Origin of the sequence: Mariniflexile sp. AS56, from assembly GCF_030552475.1 — a bacterium.
Classification (GTDB): domain Bacteria; phylum Bacteroidota; class Bacteroidia; order Flavobacteriales; family Flavobacteriaceae; genus Mariniflexile.
On record NZ_JAUPED010000005.1, the window covers coordinates 39982 to 61175 of the forward strand.

A 21194-nucleotide genomic window follows, 5' to 3' on the forward strand; every position below is an offset into this window, starting at 1 on the left:
GAATGACAATATGAGCAAAAAGAAAAAAAAATACTATACGGTTTGGAAAGGACACAAAACCGGTGTTTTTGAAACATGGAAAGCTTGTAAAGCACAAATATCCAATTTTGAAGGCGCTCAATACAAATCGTTTGAAACTTTAGATGCCGCGAAAGAAGCGCTTACCGGTAATTACTTTAATTACATAGGTAAAAAAACGAGCTTTAAAAGTGAGCTATCTTCCATTCAACTAAAAAAAATTGGGCTTCCAAATTACAATTCCATTTCTGTTGATGCCGCTTCAAGCGGAAACCCTGGTATTATGGAATACCGTGGTGTCGATACAAAAACCAAAAAGCAATTATTTATTCAAGGGCCTTTCCCCGAAGGCACCAATAACATTGGTGAATTTTTAGCCTTAGTTCATGGGTTGGCAATTCTTAAAAAGAATAACAGCGACCGAATCCTATATACGGATAGTAGAACAGCCATGAGTTGGGTTAGAAAGAAAGGTTGCAACACCAAATTAGAACGCAACGAAAAGAACAAAGCTCTTTTTGAATTGGTTGATAGAGCTGTAAATTGGCTAAAAACAACCACATACAATACCGTTATTGTAAAATGGGAAACCAAGGCTTGGGGAGAAATTCCTGCCGATTTTGGAAGAAAATAACACCCCTTTACGTTCCGCTTTAAAACGATACTATTCACAAAAATATTCTTGCCTTAGTATTTAAAAGCCTTATATTTGCACAAAATTATCACACGCTTTTATGAGTAAATTAGTAATTGTTGGCACGGTGGCTTTTGATGCTATTGAAACGCCTTTCGGTAAAACCGATAAAATTCTTGGTGGCGCTGCAACGTACATTGGTTTGGCTGCTTCACATTTTAATATTGATGCTGCTGCCGTTTCTGTTGTAGGTGGTGATTTTCCTCAAAAATACTTAGATCTTTTATCTAATAGAAATATTGATATTTCAGGTATTGAAATCGTTAAAGATGGCAAAACTTTCTTTTGGAGTGGACGCTACCACAACGACATGAATTCTAGAGACACCTTAGTTACCGAACTAAATACGCTTGAAAATTTCAATCCCGTTGTTCCAGAAAATTATCGTGATGCTGAAATAGTTATGTTAGGAAATCTACATCCTATCGTCCAATCTAGTGTATTAGACCAAATGGTTACTAAACCAAAATTGGTTATCTTAGATACGATGAACTTTTGGATGGATATTGCATTAAATGATTTACATAACGTTATGAAACGCGTAGATGTTATTACCATAAACGATGAAGAAGCGAGACAACTTACCGGAGAATACTCTTTAGTTGTGGCTGCTAGAAAAATTCAGACTATGGGTCCTAAATATGTTGTTATTAAGAAAGGAGAGCATGGCGCTTTATTATTTCACAATGACGCTATGTTTTATGCACCTGCATTGCCTTTAGAAGAAGTATTTGATCCAACTGGAGCAGGTGATACTTTTGCTGGTGGTTTTGCTGGTTATATTGCCAAAACAGGTGATACATCTTTTGAAAACATGAAAAAAGCTGTGATTTACGGTTCGACATTGGCTTCGTTTTCTGTTGAAAAATTTGGTACCGAACGTATGGAAAGTTTAAAAAGTGAAGACGTACATAATCGATTGTTACAATTTAAACAATTGACACAATTTGATATAAATTTATCATAAACAAGCGCGCTCTTTAATAGAGCGCGTTTTTAATTTAAATAATAATTTTCATTTCGGCGAAATCTAATGATTCACGAATTCAACGATTTGAAATAAAACTAATAGAGTAAAGCGAAAATCTTTAAAGATGAGTGATTCAATAAAACACGAATGTGGTATAGCCGTTTTAAGACTTTTAAAGCCCTTAGAATTTTATAAAGAAAAATATGGTACAGCCTTTTACGGGGTAAACAAAATGTACCTTATGATGGAAAAGCAACACAACCGTGGTCAAGACGGTGCTGGGTTTGCAAGTATTAAGCTAGATACTAAACCAGGTGAACGCTACATTAGCCGTGTGCGATCTATTGCACAACAGCCTATTCAAGACATCTTTGCTCAAATAAACGACCGCGTAAACAAAGAGTTTGAGGCGCACCCAGAATATACAGACGATGTTGCTTTACAAAAAAAGCACATTCCTTATATTGGTGAAGTGTTTTTAGGCCACGTACGTTATGGTACTTTTGGTAAAAACAGTGTTGAAAGTGTACACCCTTTTTTAAGACAAAATAACTGGATGCACCGTAATTTAATTATGGCTGGAAACTTTAACATGACCAATGTTAAAGAGTTATTTGCAAACCTTATCAGACTTGGGCAACACCCTAAAGAGTACACCGATACCATTACCATCATGGAAAAAATTGGTCACTTTTTAGATGATGCTGTAAGCAAAATTTATAAAGACGTTAAAAAAGAAGGCTATAGCAAAATGGATGCTTCTCCATTAATTGCCGAACGTTTAAATGTTGCTAAAATATTAAAAAAAGCAGCTAAAGATTGGGATGGTGGCTATGCTATGGCAGGATTAATTGGTCATGGTGATGCGTTCGTGTTAAGAGATCCAGCAGGAATTAGACCAACATATTATTATAAAGATGATGAAATTGTTGTAATAGCATCAGAGCGTCCAGTAATTCAAACCGTATTCAACGTGAAATTTGAAGACGTAAAAGAATTAGAACCTGGCCATGCAATTATTACTAAAAAATCTGGTAAAGTAGTTATTAAGAAAATATTAGAACCATTAGAGCGTAAAGCCTGTTCATTTGAACGTGTTTACTTTTCTAGAGGAAGTGATGCTGAAATATATCAAGAACGTAAAATGCTTGGTAAATTATTAATGCCAAAGGTATTAGAAGCTATTGATAACGACACTAAAAATACCGTATTCTCTTTTATTCCGAATACCGCTGAAACCTCCTTTTTTGGAATGGTAGAAACAGCTGAAGCGGCATTAAACAAAAAGAAAACGGCTGCCATATTAAATGGACAACGTTCACTATCTGCAGAAAAAGTTACCGATGTGCTTTCTGAACGCATTCGTATAGAAAAAATAGCTATTAAAGATGTAAAACTAAGAACCTTTATTACTGAAGACAGTAGTAGAGATGATTTAGTGGCACACGTTTACGACGTTACCTACGGTGTAATTAAACCAACAGATAACTTAGTAATTATTGATGACAGTATAGTAAGAGGGACTACCTTAAAGATGAGTATTTTAAAAATGCTTGACCGTTTAAACCCTAAGAAAATTGTTGTTGTGTCTTCAGCACCGCAAATTCGTTATCCAGACTGTTACGGTATTGATATGGCAAATCTTGAAAGCTTAGTCGCTTTTAGAGCTGCTTTAGCACTGTTAAAAGAAACAGACAAATTCCATATTGTTAAAGACGTTTACTTGAAATGTATTGAACAAACGGATTTAGATGATAAGCATGTACAAAATTTTGTAAAAGAAATTTACGATCCTTTCACAGACGAGCAATTATCTGATAAAATAGCAGAATTATTAAGTGATGACACGATAAAAGCCGAAGTTAAGATTATATTCCAATCGGTTGAAAATTTACATAAAGCCTGCCCTGAGCATTTAGGCGATTGGTATTTTACAGGAGACTACCCAACAGTTGGTGGTAACCGTGTTGTAAATCGTGCCTTTATCAATTTTTATGAAGGGAACAATGAACGTGCATACTAATGTAATGCATTCAATTTTACTAGGTTAAAACTTTTAAAATACAGTTAATCCGAAAAATATGTCGTTTACCTAATAAATGACTGAAATTTCGAAAATACACATAAATTAGTATCACCATAACATAAGTAGGTTAAGTTCATGGTAGATTTGGGGCAAAAAAAGGTGAACATCTGTTCGCCTTTTTTTATGGAATAAACTTTCCTTTTTCAAATATTATTAAAAATCACCACAAACCGCTTAAGCCAATATATAAGTAGTTTGACCAAAATATTTTTCTCAACGCTCAAGCAGCTATACATTTGTATCACCATAACATAAGTAGGTTAAGTTTATGGTAGATTTGGGGCAAAAAGGTGAACACTCGTTCACCTTTTTCATTTTATAAACTTTCGTAAAAAATAGCCACCCTTTTTAATACTGTCTTATTATAATTTCTAATTCTTTTAGTCTTCTTATTTTGCGTTAGGGATTGAAGCGGTATCCTTTTTAAAACTAGTAACTAACAATACCCTTCAATAGAACTTAAAACTGGTAGATTGCTTTATCACACTCCTTGAGAAATAACGTTTTAAAAAGATTTAGCGAAAAGCCCGACCCTTGGGTAACGCCATAAAAAAAAGCAAACCCAATGAAGAGTTTGCTTTAATTTATACTATGTAACTATGTTTTATTTCGCTTCTGCGTAACGTTTTTCAACTTCGTTCCAGTTAATAACGCTAAAAAATGCATTAATATAATCTGGACGACGGTTTTGGTAGTTTAAGTAATAAGCGTGTTCCCAAACATCAATTCCTAAAATTGGTGTGCCACCACATCCAACTCCTGGCATTAATGGGTTATCTTGGTTTGGAGAAGAACAAACTTCTACCTTACCACCTTTTTGAACACATAACCAAGCCCATCCTGAACCAAAACGAGTTGCTGCTGCTTTTGCAAAAGCATCTTTAAATGCATCTACAGAACCATAAGCTGCTTCAATAGCATCTTTTAATTCACCAGATAAATAACCTTTTCCTTCTGGATTCATAACACTCCAAAATAAAGAGTGATTAAAGAAACCGCCACCATTATTTCTTACTGCACCATTGTTCATATCGAGGTTTTCAAGAATATCTTCAATAGATTTTCCTTCTAAATCTGTTCCTGAAATAGCGTTATTTAAGTTCGTTGTATATCCTTGGTGATGTTTTGAGTGGTGTATCTCCATAGTACGAGCATCAATATGAGGCTCTAAAGCATCATAAGCGTATCCTAATTCTGGTAATTCGAAAGCCATAATTTTTTGTTTTTATAATTAGTATTTATTTTCTTTCCAAATTTACGCATAAAACGCTTCAATTAAAAATAATTAATTGTTATCAAATCATCGATAGTCTTTATCTTGTATGCAAATTTTAAAATTCATGCCACAAAATCACCCGTTTACAATTTACAACGCCTCTGCAGGTAGTGGCAAAACCTTTACTTTGGTTAAAGAGTATTTAAAAATTTTATTTCAATCAAGTAATCCAGATCAATACAAACGCATTTTAGCCATTACGTTTACTAATAAGGCTGTGGCTGAAATGAAGGAACGTATTATTGAAGTACTCAAATCATTCTCAAACATTGAAATTATAGAAAACCCAGAAGGCATGTTTGAGGTTATTTGTGACGAATTGCAAATGGACCCCAATGAACTTCATTTGAAATCCAAAAAATTATTAAACACCATCATTCATAATTACGCGGCTTTTGATATTTCAACTATTGATGGTTTTACGCATAGATTAATACGAACCTTTGCTTTTGATTTAAAGCTGCCGCTGAATTTTGAAGTAGAATTAGACCAAGAAGCCTTGCTAAATGAAGCTGTTGATAGCCTAATTGCCAAAGCAGGTACAGACAAGCTACTTACAAACGTGTTGGTAGATTTTGCAATTGAAAAAGCTGATGGTGACAAAAGTTGGGATGTTTCTTTCGACTTTAATAAAATAGCAAAACTGCTGGTTAATGAAAACGACATTCCGTTTATTGACACTTTAAAAAACAAAAGTTTAGACGATTTTATAGCCTTAAAAAAACAACTAAAGAAAGAAGTAAGCACAACAGAAATCGGCATTATTGAAGCAGCGCAAAGTATTTTAACATTAATAGAAGAAGCAGGTTTAGAATTTAATGATTTTTCATCCAGTTATTTACCCAAACACTTTCAAAAATTAGCTGATAAAAATTTTGAGGTTTCTTTCGGCACAAAATGGCAAGAAGGCATAGAAAACAACACGCTGTACCCAAAACGTGTAACACCAGAAGTTGCCTCCATAATTGAACAATTACAACCTGAAATTGCTTCTGTTTTTAACCTAACCAAACAGGCTGTTTTTCACATTAAATTTTTAAACGCTTTTTATAGAAACATAACACCTTTATCCGTTTTAAATGCCATTAATAATGAGCTAAAGCTTTTAAAGGCCGACCAAAACAAAATGCTTATTTCAGAATTTAATACCATAATTAGTAAAGAAATAAGTAACCAACCCACTCCCTTTATTTACGAACGTATTGGCGAAAAATTTAAGCATTATTTTATTGATGAGTTTCAAGACACATCAACCATGCAATGGCAAAATTTAATTCCGTTACTAGACAACTCACTGGCTACAGATAATGGAAGCACCATGTTAGTAGGCGATGCCAAACAAGCTATTTACCGTTGGCGTGGCGGGAAAGCAGAACAATTTATTGGGCTATTTCATAACGACAACCCATTCCAAATAGAAAAAGAATTAAAAAACTTACCAACCAATTTCAGGAGTTTTAAAGAGGTTGTTACCTTTAACAATGGTTTTTTCAACTTTATAGCATCCCAAATTTTTAGTAATGAGGCTTATAAAAACCTTTATGAAAATGCCCATCAAAATATTAGCAAAACCAACGATGGCTATGTAGAACTATCTTTTTTAGGCCTAGAAAAGGAAGACGACAGAGATGAAATTTTTACAGAGCGTGTTTTAAAAATCATTGAAGACAGTCAAAAAAACGGTTTTAAACTTGAAGATATTTGTGTTTTAGTTAGAAAGAAAAAAGAAGGTGTCGCTATTGCCAATTACTTAAGTCAGCACCACATTCCTATAGTATCTTCTGAAACCCTTCTCATAAACAATGCACCTGAAGTTGCTTTTATAAACAACCTGATGGGGCTTTTAAATCAGCCCAAAAACAACGAACTAAAAATTGCTGTTTTAGATTTTTTAGCCACTTTATTTAATATTGAAAACAAACACGACTTTTTTAGTTCGCATTTAGCACTCACACCATCACAACTTTTCAAGAGCTTTGAAGCGCACCATGTATTTGTAAACAACCAAGATTTATTACAACTTCCGCTTTACGATTTAGCTGAAACCATTGTTAGAAGCTTCGGTTTAGTTAAAATTTCAAATGCTTATATTCAATTTTATTTAGATGTTGTTTTAGATTTTTCTCAGAAAAAAGGTTCGGATATTGCTGCATTTTTAAACTATTTCGACAAGAAAAAAGAAAATTTAAGTATCGTATCGCCCAAAGGACAAGATGCTGTACAAATTATGACTATTCATAAATCGAAAGGTCTGGAGTTTCCTGTGGTTATTTTCCCGTATGCCGATTTAGATATTTACCGAGAATTAGAACCAAAAGAATGGTTCCCTATAAACAAAGACGTTTACAGCGGTTTCTCGAATACCTTATTGAATTTCAATAAAGACTTTGAAAATTTTGGTGATGTAGGCTTGGAAATTTTCAACAACCATAAATCGGAACAAGAGCTGGATAACATCAACCTTTTATATGTAGCCCTTACCCGTGCTGTGGAGCAACTCTATATCATTTCAACCAAAGATATTTCAGCAAAAGGAGAAATCAATAGTAAAAAATATTCAGGGTTATTCATTAATTACCTCCAACAATTAGGTGTTTGGAACGATTTGGACACCACGTACACTTTTGGAAGCAGTGAAAAAACCTCTAAACCCAAAGTGTCTTCGTTAAATACGACCTTTCAAACGGAATTCATTTCAACCTCAAAAGAAACTCACCATATTCGCGTAGTTACAAAATCGGGAATGCTCTGGGACACCAATCAAGAAGAAGCCATCGAAAAAGGAAACCTTGTTCACAACATCATGTCCCATATAAAAACGAAGGAAGATATTGATGCTGTACTAACCAATTACATTAACAGTGCCACCATTAATACAGTACAGGCCGATAAATTAAAAAATTTAGTTACTAAAATTGTAAGCCATCCAAAACTGGAAACCTACTATAGTGCAAGTAATACAATTTATAATGAACGTGATATTATTACCCAAGAAGGTGTTATTTTAAGACCAGACAGAGTGGTTTTAACTACAGAACATGAAGCCGTTATTATCGATTATAAAACAGGAGCTGAAGACAAAAAACACATACAACAATTACAATCCTATCAAGATGTGTTGCAAGACATGAAAATAATTGTAAAAAAGAAGATTCTTATATATATAAATGATGATATTTTAGTAAAAGAAGTGTAATTTTGAATTAAATTAAATTTAAAGCCGATTATTTAACAATACAATAATTACAGCCGGTTTAAAACTAAAAACACTTCAAAGCTATAAAACATTAAATTATGTACGGAAAACTAAAGAATCATTTACAATTAGAGCTTCAAGACATAAAAGATAACGGACTTTTTAAAGAAGAACGTATTATTACCTCTGCACAAGGTGCCGAAATAACTTTAAATACAGGCCAAAAAGTTTTAAATTTTTGTGCTAATAACTATTTAGGATTATCATCCCATCCCGATGTAATCCAAGCTGCTAAAGATGCTATGGATACTCATGGATTTGGAATGAGTTCCGTTCGGTTTATATGCGGAACACAAGATATTCACAAAGAATTAGAACAGAAAATTTCCGATTTCTATCAAACCGAAGACACCATTTTATACGCTGCAGCTTTTGATGCCAATGGTGGTGTTTTTGAACCTTTATTGGGTGCTGATGACGCCATTATTTCAGACTCCTTAAACCACGCTTCTATTATAGATGGTGTTCGTTTATGTAAAGCAGCCCGCTACCGCTACGAAAACAGCAATATGGAAGATTTAGAAAATCAACTTATTGCAGCCAATAAAAATGGCGCACGTTTTAAAATAATAGTAACAGACGGTGTTTTCTCTATGGATGGCTTAGTAGCCCCGCTTGATAAAATTTGTGATTTAGCAGATAAGTATGACGCCTTAGTGATGATTGATGAATGTCATGCCGCTGGATTTATTGGAAAAACAGGCCGTGGCACCCTAGAGGAAAAGGGTGTTTTAGACAGAATAGATATCATAACAGGAACCTTGGGTAAAGCCTTGGGTGGCGCAATGGGCGGCTATACTACTGGTAAAAAGGAAATTATAGAAATGCTACGCCAACGCTCTAGACCCTATTTGTTCTCAAACTCACTAGCTCCTGCTATTGTTGGCGCCTCCATTAAGGTTTTTGATATGCTGGCAAACGACACCAAATTGCGGGACACTCTAGAATGGAACACGAATTATTTCAAAAAAGGCATAAAAAAGGCTGGATTGGATATTGTAGACGGAGATTCTGCGATAGTTCCCGTCATGTTATACGATGCTAAATTGGCACAAACCATGGCCAATATGTTATTAAAGGAAGGCATTTATGTAATTGGTTTCTTCTTCCCGGTAGTACCAAAAGAAAAAGCACGAATACGTGTGCAACTATCCGCAGCGCACACCAAAGAGCAGCTAGACAAAGCGATACACGCCTTCACGCTTGTTGGAAAAACCTTAAATATAATTTAAAACTATTCTGAACAATCGTTCAATAACCTAAAACTTCGTTTTTTTTATATATTTGTCTTTGTTAATAAAATTTAACAACTTACTTTTGTTTACAATTAACACTTAAAAATTAAACTTTTGAATATGAAAAATCTTAGCAGATTATTGTTCGCTATGTTGCTTGTACTTGTATTTAGCAACGCTAATGCGCAAGACAAAAACAATCCATGGCAAATTACAATTGGCGCAAATGCCGTTGATAATTACCCAACAGAAGATGTAGGTGGTACATTTTCAGACTTCTTCAATGTAGGAGATAACTGGAATATCTTACCTTCTTTATCATCTATTTCAGTATCTAAATATTTAGGAGATGGTTTTTCTTTTGGAGGAGCTGGATCTTTAAATAAAATAGAGCACTGGGATGGTGTAAATCAATCTGATTTATCTTACTATGGTGTTGACGGTACAATTAAATACAACTTTTTAGACGGTACAACTATCGATCCTTACTTAGGTCTTGGTGGTGGTTACACTTGGGTTGACGAAGTTGGTGCTGGTACTTTAAACGGAACTTTAGGTTTAAACATTTGGTTTAACGATAACGTTGGTTTAACTGTACAAACTTCTTACAAACATGCGTTTGAAGATTACTTAAGCACTCACTTCCAACATACTGCTGGTATCTCTATCAAATTTGGTGGAACTGATACTGATGGTGATGGAATATATGACAAAGATGACGCTTGTCCAGATGTTGCAGGTATTGCTGCATTTAACGGATGTCCTGACACTGATGGTGACGGAATTGAAGATAGCAAAGATTCTTGTCCTAACGAAGCTGGTCCTGCTGAACTTAACGGATGTCCTGATGCTGACGGTGACGGTGTTGCTGACAAAGATGACAAATGTCCTTCTGTTGCTGGATTAAAAGCTTTAGCTGGTTGTCCTGATGCTGACGGTGACGGTGTAACTGATGCTGACGATAAATGTCCTTCTGTTGCTGGTCCTGCTGCAAACCAAGGATGTCCTTGGCCTGATACTGACGGTGACGGTGTATTAGACAAAGATGATAAATGTCCTTCTGTAAAAGGAACTGTTGCAAACAATGGTTGTCCTGAAGTTTCAGAAGAAGTTCAAAAAACTTTAAATGCATACGCTAAAACTATTTTATTTGATACTGGAAAGTCTTCAATTAAAGAGCAATCTGCGGCTGTATTAGCTGACATCATCAAAATTCTTAAAGAATACCCGAACTCTAAATTTACAGTTGAGGGTCATACTGATTCTATTGGAAGTGATAAACTAAACCAAGTTTTATCTGAAGCTAGAGCATTATCAGTTAAAGAATACTTAACTAAAAATGGTATTGATGAATTTAGACTTTCTTCTAAAGGTTACGGAGAAGCTAAACCAATCGACAAAAACACTACTTCTAAAGGTAGAGCTAACAACAGACGTGTTGAAATTAACTTAGCTAAATAATTACTTTTAAAGTAAAAATAAATAAGTTTAAAACGCTTCGGATATCCGAAGCGTTTTTTATTTTTATACAATGACAACTTTCATTTTTGATGTTCTAAAAGATTTACAAAACAACAACTCAAATCTTTCCGAGCTTACGTTTATTCTACCTAGTAAAAGAGCTGGTCTCTTTTTAAAACACCAACTTTATAAGGTTAGCAATCAAACTATTTTTTCACCCACCATTATTAGTATTGAAGAATTTGTTGAAGATTTATCACAACTTCAAACCATCTCAAATACCGAATTACTTTTCGAGTTTTATACCGCGTATACCCAAGTAACGAAAAAGGAGGAAACGGATAGCTTTGAAATATTCTCAAAATGGGCACAAATTTTACTTCAAGATTTTAACGAGATTGACCGTTATCTTATTCCTCAAGAAAAGATTTTCAATTATCTAACAGCTATAAAAGAAATTGAAAACCACCATTGGTCTTTAGAAGAAAACCAAACGGAGTTTATAAAAAACTACTTATCCTTTTGGAATAAATTACACAGTTATTACACGCATTTCAGCAAGCAACTTCTCAATAAAAAAATTGGGTACCAAGGCTTAATTTACAGAGAAGCTGTCGCAAATTTGGAAGCGTACATTCAAGACCACCCAAACAAACAACATGTTTTTTTAGGCTTCAACGCGCTTAATACCTGTGAAGAAACAATTATTCAAAAATTGCTTCAAAATCATTTAGCAAAAATTTATTGGGATATTGATACCGTTTTTTTTAACAGTCCAAACCACGATGCTGCTTTATTTACAAGACAACATCACCAAAAGTGGCCTCATTTTAAAACCGAGCCTTTTAACTGGATTACGACTAATTATTCCAACAAAAAAAACATTTCAACGTTCGGAATCCCCAAAAACATAGGACAAGCAAAACATATTGGCTCCTTATTAAAAAGCCTGCAACATGAAAACTCAAGTTTGCAAAACACAGCTGTTGTTTTAGGCGATGAGAATTTACTAATTCCTGTGCTTAATGCGTTGCCTGAAAATATCGACGCCTTAAATATAACAATGGGTTTTCCGTTAAAGTCCATTCCATTGGCTTGGTTATTTGAAACCTTGTTTTACATTCACAAAACACCATCTAATAGTTTTTACCATAAAGATGTTATTAATGTGATGTCGCATCAATTTATTAGACCTCTTTTTAATGTAGACCAAGTAGACTATGCTTCAAAAATAATTGAGACCATAGATGCTAACAATATTATTTACTTAACGGCAGACCGACTAAAAGCCATCGCACCTCATTCGGGAACTGTTATCGATCTTCTATTCTCAAACTGGGGCAAAACGATCGATTTAGCGCTTCAAAATTGCTTTCAGCTTATACTGAGTATAAAAACATATTTAGACGCTAACAAGGCCGCTAATTTACTCTCATTGGAGTATTTATTTAGGTTTAATGAATTGTTTAATGAGCTTTCACGTTTAAATGCCAAATACCAACACATAAAAGATGTTTCAACGCTATTTAGCATCTATAAAGAATTATTAAGTTCTGAAACTTTAGATTTCCAGGGAGAACCTTTACAAGGACTGCAAATTATGGGAATGTTAGAATCGCGTGTTTTAGATTTTGACACCGTTATAATTTCATCTGTAAATGAAGGCGTGCTTCCTTCCGGAAAAAGCAATAATTCCTTTATTCCTTTCGATGTAAAACTTGAAAATAAACTGCCTACTTACAAAGAAAAGGATGCCGTTTACACCTATCACTTTTACAGACTTTTACAACGTGCCAAAAATATTTATATACTTTACAACACTGAAGCCGATGTGTTAACTGGTGGCGAAAGAAGCCGTTTTATCACCCAACTAGAATTAGAGGGCATACACAATATTAACCATCAAATTGTTGCACCTCAGGTTCCTGTAATTGAAGCTTCATTACAAACTATTGATAAAAATGAAAGTCTTGTAAATGATATTATAAATTTATCAGCAAAAGGTTTTTCACCTTCTTCTTTAACCTCTTATATTCGAAATCCCATCGATTTTTATCATCAGAAATTATTAAAAATAAAAGAGCATGATGATGTTGAAGAAACCGTGGCTGCCAACACGCTAGGAACTGTTGTACACAATACCCTTGAAGATTTTTACAAACCTTTAACTGGCACTTTTATAACAGTAGATATTATTAAAAGTTTAAAATCTAAAATTGAAGAACAAGTTACTTATCACTTTAAAAACGAGTATAAGGAAGGTGATATTACCAAGGGAAAAAACTTAATTGTTTTTGAAATAGCAAAACGCTATGTATCCAATTTTTTAGATTTAGAAATTCAAGATTTAAAAGCTGGAAATCAAATTAAAATAATAGCGATTGAAGCAGATAACCAGGTTATAGTCGATATTCCTGAACTGGATTTCCCTGTGAAATTAGTTGGAAAAGTAGACAGAGTTGATGAATATAATGGCATCACCAGAATTATCGATTATAAAACGGGTCGGGTAGAGCAAAACCAAGTTGAAGTTATTAATTGGGACGAGCTTACAACCGACTATAAAAAATATAGCAAGTCTTTTCAAATACTTGCATATGCTTATATGATGCAACAAATGGGCACGATTAATCTCCCCGTGGAAGCAGGTATCATTTCCTTTAAAAATTTAAGTGCCGGTTTTTTAAAATTTGCTAAAAAAGATAAATCTGGTAATGGAGCAAAAAAAGATTTTTTGATTACAAACGATACTATTGACAGTTTTAAGTCTGAATTAAAACAGCTTATTTTAGAAATTTGCAACCCTAACATCCCATTCACTGAAAAAGAAGTTTAAATGCTAGCACAACAACATATTGTTATAAACGGAAAACACCAAAGGCCCATCGTAATGGATGTGACTTTTGCAGAAAACAAAACCAATCTACCTGTTATTATATTCTGTCACGGTTACAAGGGCTTTAAAGATTGGGGCGCTTGGAACATCATGGCGAAACAATTTGCTAACACGAGATTTTGCTTTGTAAAATTCAACTTTTCACATAACGGCGGCACTGTTGAACAACCTATAGATTTCCCAGATTTAGAGGCCTTTGGAAATAACAACTACACAAAAGAGTTAGACGATTTAGAAACTGTTATCGATTGGGTTTTCAATAACCCAGACATACAAAAAATTGCAAATACCGACCAGATTACTTTAATTGGCCATAGCCGAGGCGGAGGCATCGTGGCTATTAAAGCAGAAGAAGACCGTAGAATAAAAAACCTTATCAGTTTGGCCGGAGTATGCGATTTCGCAAGCAGAACCGCAACCATTGGCGATTTAGAATCGTGGAAAACGGATGGTGTAAAATATGTTTTAAATGGTAGAACAAAACAGCAAATGCCGCATTTTTATCAGTTTTATGAAGATTTTATAACTAATGAAGAGCGTCTAACCATTAAACGTGCTGTTTCCAGCATAAACATCCCGCACCTTATAATTCACGGGAATAATGATACCAGCGTTTTTATAGCTGAAGCTGAACAACTTCACGCATGGAATCCGAAAAGTGAATTACACATTATTGATGCCGCCAACCATGTGTTTGGAGCATATCATCCTTGGAGAGAAGAAGACCTTCCACAACACTTAGATGAGGTTGCTCAAAAAGTTCGTGCCTTTTTGAAACACCCCACAACATCTTAATAAAAGCCCCTGCCCACTTACCAACTAAAAATAAAACCGTCATGTTAATAACACTATTTTAATATAAAACAAAGTTTTTGTTGGACGCATAATTTAAAAAAACATACTAAATTAGCATATAAAAGTAAACTTTCATTCTATGACGGAGAAACAAATTTTAGAGGAAAAATTAGCACAGATGCGGAAGGACGTGTTGTTATCGGACTCAATATCGAAGGGGGAATCATTAATAAATCCATTATTATCCACGAGCTACCTCATGTCCTCTAAAGATTTTCTAGCATCATTACCTTTAGAACAGCAAGAACTTCAGGAACCTAATAAAAAGTAAATGATTCTACGAGTTCCTCTATCTATAACATCAACATACGCTCCGTATTTCCAAAAGTCAATTATTGAACAGGCAGTGGTATATTAAAAATATCATTATCCCTTCATTTTTCATTTCACCAATTCACGATACAAAATTGAAACAACCATTCTTATTAAGATAAATAGAATTGTAAATGAAGAGGAAAACGACAAAAACATATTAGGCTCTAGTCTTAAAATCACAATCGGGATGTTATGAATAAGATAGACTAAATTTAATTTATAAATTTTCTGAAAACAACAATTAAAAAAAGGCTTACATCTCTGTAAACCCTTATCAATACTAGTGGAGAAGATGGGATTCGAACCCACGACCTCTTGACTGCCAGAGTTGGAATAAGCACATCAAACACCACCAAACACAAACATATAATACTGGTTTTCAGTTGTTTAATTAATTTTGATATCAAATGATATCATTTGATATCATCTATCTGCGTGCAAATTGCGTGCAAATTTTTTTTATCTTTGGGTATCATGAATACTAATATAAAACTTTCTTTAGACACCCGCAGAAAGAAAAATGACAACTCTTTTCCAATAATTTTAAGGCTTAGTCATTTTCGAAAAACCACGTCAATACGGTTAGGAGCATCTGTGCCATTAATTTTTTGGGATGAAAGAAGCGAAAAAATAAAAAAATCTTATGGTAATTCTGTAACCGTAAAAAAATTAAACAATAACCTATTAAAAGCAAAAGTGCGTGCAATTAATATTATTGACCATTTAAATGAAAAGGAAGAACTCAATTATTTATCCATTTCTCAAATAAAAAACAAAATCACAAAAAAGGTTACCGTCAATTCATTTTTTGAATATAGTAACAGCATCATAGAAGACCTTAATAAGGTTGAGCGGTATGGAAATGCCAATTCCTACTACGCAATTACTAAAATTTTAAAAAAATTCAATAATGATAATGATTTAAAATTTAACGAAGTTAATTACGAGTTTCTTAAAAGGTTTGAGCAATTTCATTATTCTAGAGGAAATTCCACGAACGGATTAGCTGTTTACATGAAGACCATAAGAGCTATATTTAATAAAGCCATCAAAGCTGGAATTGTTGCAAAAGAAGCTTATCCGTTTGTAAATTATAAGATAAAAACAACGCCTACCGAAAAAAGAGCTCTTGATATTAAAAGTATAAAAGCAATCATGCTATTGCAATTAGATGAATCGGACCATCTTTTTCATTTTCGAAATTACTTTTTAGCATCCTACATGCTTTATGGGGTTTCTTTTATTGATATGGCATTTTTAAAACTTGAAAACATTATAGATAATCGTATAAAATTTTTTAGAAGCAAAACATCTAAACCGTATGATATTAAAATCACCGCTCCATTAAAAGAGATACTTGATTTTTACACAAAAGACAAAGAAAAATCCGATTTTATCTTTCCAATTATAAAAAGAGACACCTACGAACTTCAATACAAAGATGTATTATGGGCTCGTAAAGTTTATAACAAGGGGCTAAAGCAAATTGCAGAAAAATGTAATATTGAACAACGCGTAACATCTTATGTGTCTCGCCATAGTTTTGCAACTCAAGCAATGCTTCAAGATGTTCCTTTACTGGCCATTTCTGCCATGCTAGGACATAACCGCTTAACAACCACTCAAATTTATCTTAAATCATTACCTAGTGAAGTATTAGATGATTATAATAAAAAATTAATGCAGTTTTAGGCCGATTATAGACTAGGCTATTAAATTTCCTAGATAATTTCATTTTACCATTATAATTATAGTCTGTTATTTTTGAATATTAATTTAAAAAATTCTAATTTCGTGTTTTGCGAATCGCGAAACAAAAACTAAGCATATGAAAAAGCATAATGGAATGCGACCTCACGATATTGTTATTTTATTAAAAATAGTAGCAAAGGGTGATCAAGATTGGTTGATGAAAGATATTGCAAACGAATTATTTATTAGTAATAGTGAAGTAAGTGAATCTTTAAATCGTAGTGTCCTTGCAGGTCTTATTGCTAGTGATAAAAAGCGAGTTATGAACCAGGCTTTGGTGGAGTTTATAACTTCAGGGCTAAAATATGTATATCCACAAAAGCCAAGTGGACTAGTAAGGGGTATTGCAACCGCACATAGCGCGCCACCACTTTCTGAAATCATACAAAGTGATGAATTATATGTTTGGCCATATGCTGAAGGAAACCAGAGAGGGTTTTCTATTGAGCCTTTACACCCAAATGTTCCAAAAGCGGCATTAAAAGATCCTATTTTGCATGAATTATTGGCTTTAGTTGATGCAATACGTTTAGGAAATGTAAGAGAGCAAAAAATAGCGAAAGTAGAACTTGAAAAACATTTCAATTGAAAAATACAATTATAAATAGAATAATCATCCAGCGAGTTGCCAAAGCATTGGGAGATCTAAACAATGAGGTGATTTATGTGGGGGGAGCAACAGTAAGCTTGTATATCAATGACCCTGCCGCTGATGATGTTAGACCTACAAAAGATATTGATATCAGTATTAAAATTGTATCAATAACACATTTAGAGGAAATCAGAGAGAAATTGGTTGCTAAAGGATTCAAACAATCGGCTGATTTAGGGGTAATTTGCAGATTCAAACTTGATGATATTTTGGTGGATGTTATGGGAACTTCACCAGTAGGTTGGGCTCCTGCAAATCCATGGTTTGAATTAGGTTTTGATCATAAAGAACAACTTCAAATTGAAGAATATATTATTAATATAATGCCATTACCTTATTTCTTGGCCAGTAAATTTGTAGCTCACACAGATAGAGGAGGCAATGACCCTAGGATGAGTCATGATTTTGAAGACATTGTTTATATTTTGGATAATCGTACAGATTGGCATGAAATAGTTAATTATGCTGATACTAAAGTCAAAACTTATTTGCTGGAGCAATTTCAAAATATTTTGCACTCAAACAGGATGCAAGAAGCCATAATAGGAAACCTTTATTATGAAACTCAAGATAAGAGATATAAAATGATAATAAAGAAAATTCAATCACTATTTAAATAATACTAATGGCGAATAGTAAGCATGCACATTTCGGTACACATTCGTTTTACTCATGCTGCCAATTTTTCTAGTAATTGTTCCAGATTGCATTTTTACATGTGCAAAATAGGTTGTTTTTGGCATTTTTAGGTGTGCGAGTATTAAATATAAAATAGTACAACGAGTAACCTCTTATTTCTCACGCCATAGTTTTGCTACTCAAGCCACGCTACAAGATGTACCTTTACAAGCCATTTCCGCCATGCTAGGACATAACGGCTTAATTACCACTCAAATTTATCTTAAATCATTACCTAGTGAAATATTAGATGATTACAACAAAAAGTTAGTTCAGCTTTGGGCTTTTTAAAATTACCCTATTGTTCTCTGAAATCATCGTAATGATGACTTTTATAGTTAAGGAAATTTAAAAACTCTATTCTTATAGCAACACAGTCTTAGACACACCGTCTTGCAGATATTTTATACTGAATTGTTTTGTTCTAAGATTAGCTTTTAAATGAGCGAATTCATTTTGATTTGTCCATAAAATGTCAATCATACTATCAATTGAGTCATTAATTTTGACCGTTCCCGAAAATGCCTTTGAGGTATTTCTTAATCGGATTAATTCCAATTGATTGCGCACTATGTTTGTTTTAAGTGCTACTTCAACATCTTTTAGAGTTAAGGTGGTTCTATTTATTTCTTTGTGTCCGGCACTACCTCCTTTATCGGCTGCAGCATAATCATTTTTTCCGGCAAAAATATCTAAATACCATACTTGTGGAATCCCCGGCATAAACATTTGAATTGCTCTAGCTAGCAACAACTTTTGTTCATCTGCTCCTAATGCGCTAAAAAAAGTAGCGTTTACTTGATAGTAAGAGATTTTATTTCCTTCTGGATCATACAGGTTTTTAACTCTACCACCACGTTCCATGATTTTGTTCATTATTCCCTCGATCTCGGCATCGTCCAACAACCCTTTATTATAGGTGCCATTTACTTCTTTTCCCTTTAGGTCTAGCACAGGAATACCATCGTGACACCCTAGCATATTCACGGTTTTATAGCCTTTTTCTATAATTTCTTTAGCCCAGGTTAAAATGGCTTTACTATTCTCATTTTCAATGGTGTGAATGGTTAAACCAGGCAAGAAAAAATCGTATATCTGATACCCTTCTTTAGCCACCTCATCGTGCAAATGCAATCCGTATTCTGCGTGAATTTCTGGTAAAAGTATTAAATTATTCTTGTCTGCTATTTGTTTAATACGCTCAAGATGCTCCCAGGTACCTGGTTTATTAAAAAAATTGGATTGTCCGATTTCTTTGTGCAAATAAGCAAACGCATCCAATCTTAAAATTTTACCGCCATAATTGCTCACTTTTTCAAGTGTCTCAGTATAAAAATCCCAAACTAATTCGGAATTGGCATTTACATCCATTTGCCCTAAATAAGAGCGTTTTTTATTTACAACTTGTAATACGTCGCTTTTAACATGGTTGCAATCTGCAAAATCCAGATTTGTTAAATCTTGGTTTTCTTCAATGGCTTTATTTACTTTATCTGTGATGAATCTAGCTTCCCAACTAGTTAACTTTTTAATACTTTGTAAATCGCTTTCCGTTATTTTATTATACGTAATTTGCTGATAGAAGGTATTCCAGTACGGTTTTTCGCTTCCATCGGGAAACATAACTTTAAGAATAGGCAGGCCCGATTTCCTCATAAATAATTTATTGAGAAATTCTTTGTTAGGAATGACAACCCCATCAGCTCCCATTATGCCATGACCTTCCCAAAACTCATTCCAGTTAATAAAAAAATATTTGTATTTTGATTGATCTCCGTGTTTTAATAAATCTTTAAATTGAGGCGATGCCACCGATAAATGATTTAATACAATATCAAATTTCAATTGGATATTGAGTGCTTCTAAAGCTTTTAAATCTGCTTCTGAAACCAATTCTTCATTTATGTTATAATCGATAATAGAAAAACCTCTATCTAAGTCGCTATTAAAGAAGGTTGGCAACACATAAAACAATGAAAAAACATCCTTAAATTCGGGCATTTTTAGCATAGTAATGGTATCATTTAAATTACTACCTATACTGTCTGGATATGCATTGAGCATAACACCGTTACTAATTTTATTCTCTTTTGACATCTCTTTTTAAGATTTACAGAAGTTCTGATAATATATTAATGTTATCTGGTAACCTCCCTACATTTTGAAGTTTTAAAGCAGCTAGTTGCAAAGCAACCTCCAAGCATTTTTCCATAGGTTTTTCTTTTATATAAGCAAATAAAAAACCAGACCAAAACGCATCGCCAGCTCCCGTAGCATCTTGTACCACATCAATTTTAATAGCTGGTAACTGAATTACGTTTTTTCCTTTTTGCGATAGTTTAACACCTTTACTACCTAAGGTTAAACAAACGACATCTACTCCTTGAGAATGAAAAAACTCAAATATATCTTCATGTGATAATTCCTTCTCAAATAGTCGCAACATATCGTCTTCACTAATCTTTACCAATGGGTTGAACTTGCAGTAGGCCTTAATAACACTAAGCGCTTCTTCTTGACTATCCCATAATTTCTTAGCATAATTGACGTCAATACTTAATTTACAACCTAAACTAAAAGCTTCTTCAGCCTTTTTTAAAATAGTGGATTGTGCGGGTTTTTTGCTTAATGCAAAACAGGTAGTGTGGTAAATATTGGTATTAGAAAGTATTTCTCTTGAAATTTGATCTTCGGTAATGCAATAATCAGCTTTTCGAAACGGAATAAAATCTGGTGTACCATCTGTTCTAGACACAAAAATGACACTGGTAGGCTCCTCTTCAAGCCGTTTAATAAAATGGGTTAGTACACCTACTTCACCAAGTCTTTCAAAAATATATTCACCAAAACCATCATTACCAACTGTTGCTACCAAAACAGATTTTAATCCCAATCTGGCGGAATTCATAGCCACATTTGTGGGTGAACCCCCTAAATATCTGTGGTAATCTCTTGTGTTGTTAATTTGCACGCCTGCTTGATGCCCTATAAAATCGACAAGCACTTCGCCAACGCATAAAATATCTATATCTTTTATATTATTTTTCAAA

At 33.8% G+C, this 21194-nt stretch carries 17 protein-coding genes; 13 read left to right on the forward strand and 4 right to left on the reverse strand.

The annotated features are described in order from the left end of the window. Window positions 1-10 precede the first annotated feature (10 nt). From Q5N74_RS07495 to Q5N74_RS07505, 3 genes are all read left to right on the forward strand, one after another. On the forward strand, window positions 11-652 hold the full coding sequence (locus Q5N74_RS07495; RefSeq protein WP_304388144.1) for a ribonuclease H family protein: 642 nt from the start codon (window positions 11-13) through the stop codon (window positions 650-652). Between the two features lie 100 nt (window positions 653-752). Continuing rightward, window positions 753-1679, forward strand: a complete 927-nt coding sequence (locus Q5N74_RS07500; RefSeq protein ID WP_304388145.1) for a PfkB family carbohydrate kinase — start codon at window positions 753-755, stop codon at window positions 1677-1679. A gap of 127 nt (window positions 1680-1806) precedes the next feature. Beyond that, a complete protein-coding gene (locus tag Q5N74_RS07505; RefSeq protein WP_304388146.1) occupies window positions 1807-3705 on the forward strand; it encodes an amidophosphoribosyltransferase in 1899 nt (632 codons plus the stop codon). 667 nt (window positions 3706-4372) lie between these two features. Here the strand turns inward: Q5N74_RS07505 and Q5N74_RS07510 are convergent. Beyond that, window positions 4373-4981: a superoxide dismutase gene (locus Q5N74_RS07510; protein WP_304388147.1), complete on the reverse strand. Its 609-nt coding sequence runs from the start codon at window positions 4979-4981 to the stop codon at window positions 4373-4375. Between the two features lie 127 nt (window positions 4982-5108). Between Q5N74_RS07510 and Q5N74_RS07515 the strand changes: the two genes are divergently transcribed. The 9 genes from Q5N74_RS07515 to Q5N74_RS07555 all read left to right on the forward strand — a co-directional run bounded on the left by Q5N74_RS07515 (window position 5109) and on the right by Q5N74_RS07555 (window position 18086). Next, window positions 5109-8240 (forward strand): exodeoxyribonuclease V subunit beta, encoded by a 3132-nt coding sequence (locus tag Q5N74_RS07515; RefSeq protein ID WP_304388148.1) that lies wholly within the window; start codon window positions 5109-5111, stop codon window positions 8238-8240. 98 nt (window positions 8241-8338) lie between these two features. Beyond that, window positions 8339-9532, forward strand: coding sequence for a glycine C-acetyltransferase (kbl, locus tag Q5N74_RS07520; RefSeq protein WP_304388149.1), 1194 nt, complete (start codon window positions 8339-8341; stop codon window positions 9530-9532). Between the two features lie 123 nt (window positions 9533-9655). Further along, window positions 9656-10996: an OmpA family protein gene (locus Q5N74_RS07525; protein WP_304388150.1), complete on the forward strand. Its 1341-nt coding sequence runs from the start codon at window positions 9656-9658 to the stop codon at window positions 10994-10996. A gap of 70 nt (window positions 10997-11066) precedes the next feature. Beyond that, window positions 11067-13832 carry a PD-(D/E)XK nuclease family protein gene (locus tag Q5N74_RS07530; protein WP_304388151.1) on the forward strand — a complete coding sequence of 922 codons (2766 nt, stop codon included), beginning with the start codon at window positions 11067-11069 and terminating at the stop codon, window positions 13830-13832. Then, window positions 13833-14687 (forward strand): S9 family peptidase, encoded by an 855-nt coding sequence (locus Q5N74_RS07535; protein ID WP_304388152.1) that lies wholly within the window; start codon window positions 13833-13835, stop codon window positions 14685-14687. 139 nt (window positions 14688-14826) lie between these two features. Continuing rightward, the gene (locus tag Q5N74_RS07540) at window positions 14827-15018 is read left to right on the forward strand and encodes a hypothetical protein (RefSeq protein WP_304388153.1); all 192 of its coding nucleotides are present in this window, start codon (window positions 14827-14829) and stop codon (window positions 15016-15018) included. Window positions 15019-15536: 518 nt separating this feature from the next. After that, on the forward strand, window positions 15537-16754 hold the full coding sequence (locus tag Q5N74_RS07545) for a site-specific integrase (RefSeq protein ID WP_304388154.1): 1218 nt from the start codon (window positions 15537-15539) through the stop codon (window positions 16752-16754). Window positions 16755-16890: 136 nt separating this feature from the next. Next, complete coding sequence (locus Q5N74_RS07550) at window positions 16891-17403, forward strand: hypothetical protein (protein WP_304388155.1); 513 nt, start codon at window positions 16891-16893, stop codon at window positions 17401-17403. After that, window positions 17400-18086 (forward strand): nucleotidyl transferase AbiEii/AbiGii toxin family protein, encoded by a 687-nt coding sequence (locus Q5N74_RS07555; protein WP_304388156.1) that lies wholly within the window; start codon window positions 17400-17402, stop codon window positions 18084-18086. Before Q5N74_RS07550 ends, Q5N74_RS07555 begins: the two co-directional genes overlap by 4 nt. Here Q5N74_RS07555 and Q5N74_RS07560 read toward each other — a convergent pair. Continuing rightward, window positions 18075-18209: a hypothetical protein gene (locus Q5N74_RS07560; RefSeq protein WP_304388157.1), complete on the reverse strand. Its 135-nt coding sequence runs from the start codon at window positions 18207-18209 to the stop codon at window positions 18075-18077. The two genes, Q5N74_RS07555 and Q5N74_RS07560, sit on opposite strands and share 12 nt — an antisense overlap. Window positions 18210-18237: 28 nt before the next feature. Here Q5N74_RS07560 and Q5N74_RS07565 point away from each other — a divergent pair, with 28 nt between their 5' ends. Next, window positions 18238-18435 (forward strand): hypothetical protein, encoded by a 198-nt coding sequence (locus tag Q5N74_RS07565; protein WP_304388422.1) that lies wholly within the window; start codon window positions 18238-18240, stop codon window positions 18433-18435. A 72-nt stretch (window positions 18436-18507) separates the two neighbouring features. Here Q5N74_RS07565 and Q5N74_RS07570 read toward each other — a convergent pair whose 3' ends face one another. Both Q5N74_RS07570 and Q5N74_RS07575 read right to left on the reverse strand, forming a co-directional pair. After that, window positions 18508-20241, reverse strand: coding sequence for a glycosidase (locus tag Q5N74_RS07570; protein ID WP_304388158.1), 1734 nt, complete (start codon window positions 20239-20241; stop codon window positions 18508-18510). A 13-nt stretch (window positions 20242-20254) separates the two neighbouring features. Continuing rightward, on the reverse strand, window positions 20255-21193 hold the full coding sequence (locus tag Q5N74_RS07575; RefSeq protein ID WP_304388159.1) for a carbohydrate kinase family protein: 939 nt from the start codon (window positions 21191-21193) through the stop codon (window positions 20255-20257). Between the last annotated feature and the right edge of the window lies 1 nt (window position 21194).

Bases quoted from the DNA above. Each gene is read 5' to 3' on its own strand.
- Q5N74_RS07495 (WP_304388144.1), top strand. From the start codon at position 11: ATGAGCAAAAAGAAAAAAAAATACTATACGGTTTGGAAAGGACACAAA.
- Q5N74_RS07500 (WP_304388145.1), top strand. From the start codon at position 753: ATGAGTAAATTAGTAATTGTTGGCACGGTGGCTTTTGATGCTATTGAA.
- Q5N74_RS07505 (WP_304388146.1), top strand. From the start codon at position 1,807: ATGAGTGATTCAATAAAACACGAATGTGGTATAGCCGTTTTAAGACTT.
- Q5N74_RS07510 (WP_304388147.1), bottom strand. From the start codon at position 4,981: ATGGCTTTCGAATTACCAGAATTAGGATACGCTTATGATGCTTTAGAG.
- Q5N74_RS07515 (WP_304388148.1), top strand. From the start codon at position 5,109: ATGCCACAAAATCACCCGTTTACAATTTACAACGCCTCTGCAGGTAGT.
- kbl (WP_304388149.1), top strand. From the start codon at position 8,339: ATGTACGGAAAACTAAAGAATCATTTACAATTAGAGCTTCAAGACATA.
- Q5N74_RS07525 (WP_304388150.1), top strand. From the start codon at position 9,656: ATGAAAAATCTTAGCAGATTATTGTTCGCTATGTTGCTTGTACTTGTA.
- Q5N74_RS07530 (WP_304388151.1), top strand. From the start codon at position 11,067: ATGACAACTTTCATTTTTGATGTTCTAAAAGATTTACAAAACAACAAC.
- Q5N74_RS07535 (WP_304388152.1), top strand. From the start codon at position 13,833: ATGCTAGCACAACAACATATTGTTATAAACGGAAAACACCAAAGGCCC.
- Q5N74_RS07540 (WP_304388153.1), top strand. From the start codon at position 14,827: ATGACGGAGAAACAAATTTTAGAGGAAAAATTAGCACAGATGCGGAAG.
- Q5N74_RS07545 (WP_304388154.1), top strand. From the start codon at position 15,537: ATGAATACTAATATAAAACTTTCTTTAGACACCCGCAGAAAGAAAAAT.
- Q5N74_RS07550 (WP_304388155.1), top strand. From the start codon at position 16,891: ATGAAAAAGCATAATGGAATGCGACCTCACGATATTGTTATTTTATTA.
- Q5N74_RS07560 (WP_304388157.1), bottom strand. From the start codon at position 18,209: ATGCCAAAAACAACCTATTTTGCACATGTAAAAATGCAATCTGGAACA.
- Q5N74_RS07570 (WP_304388158.1), bottom strand. From the start codon at position 20,241: ATGTCAAAAGAGAATAAAATTAGTAACGGTGTTATGCTCAATGCATAT.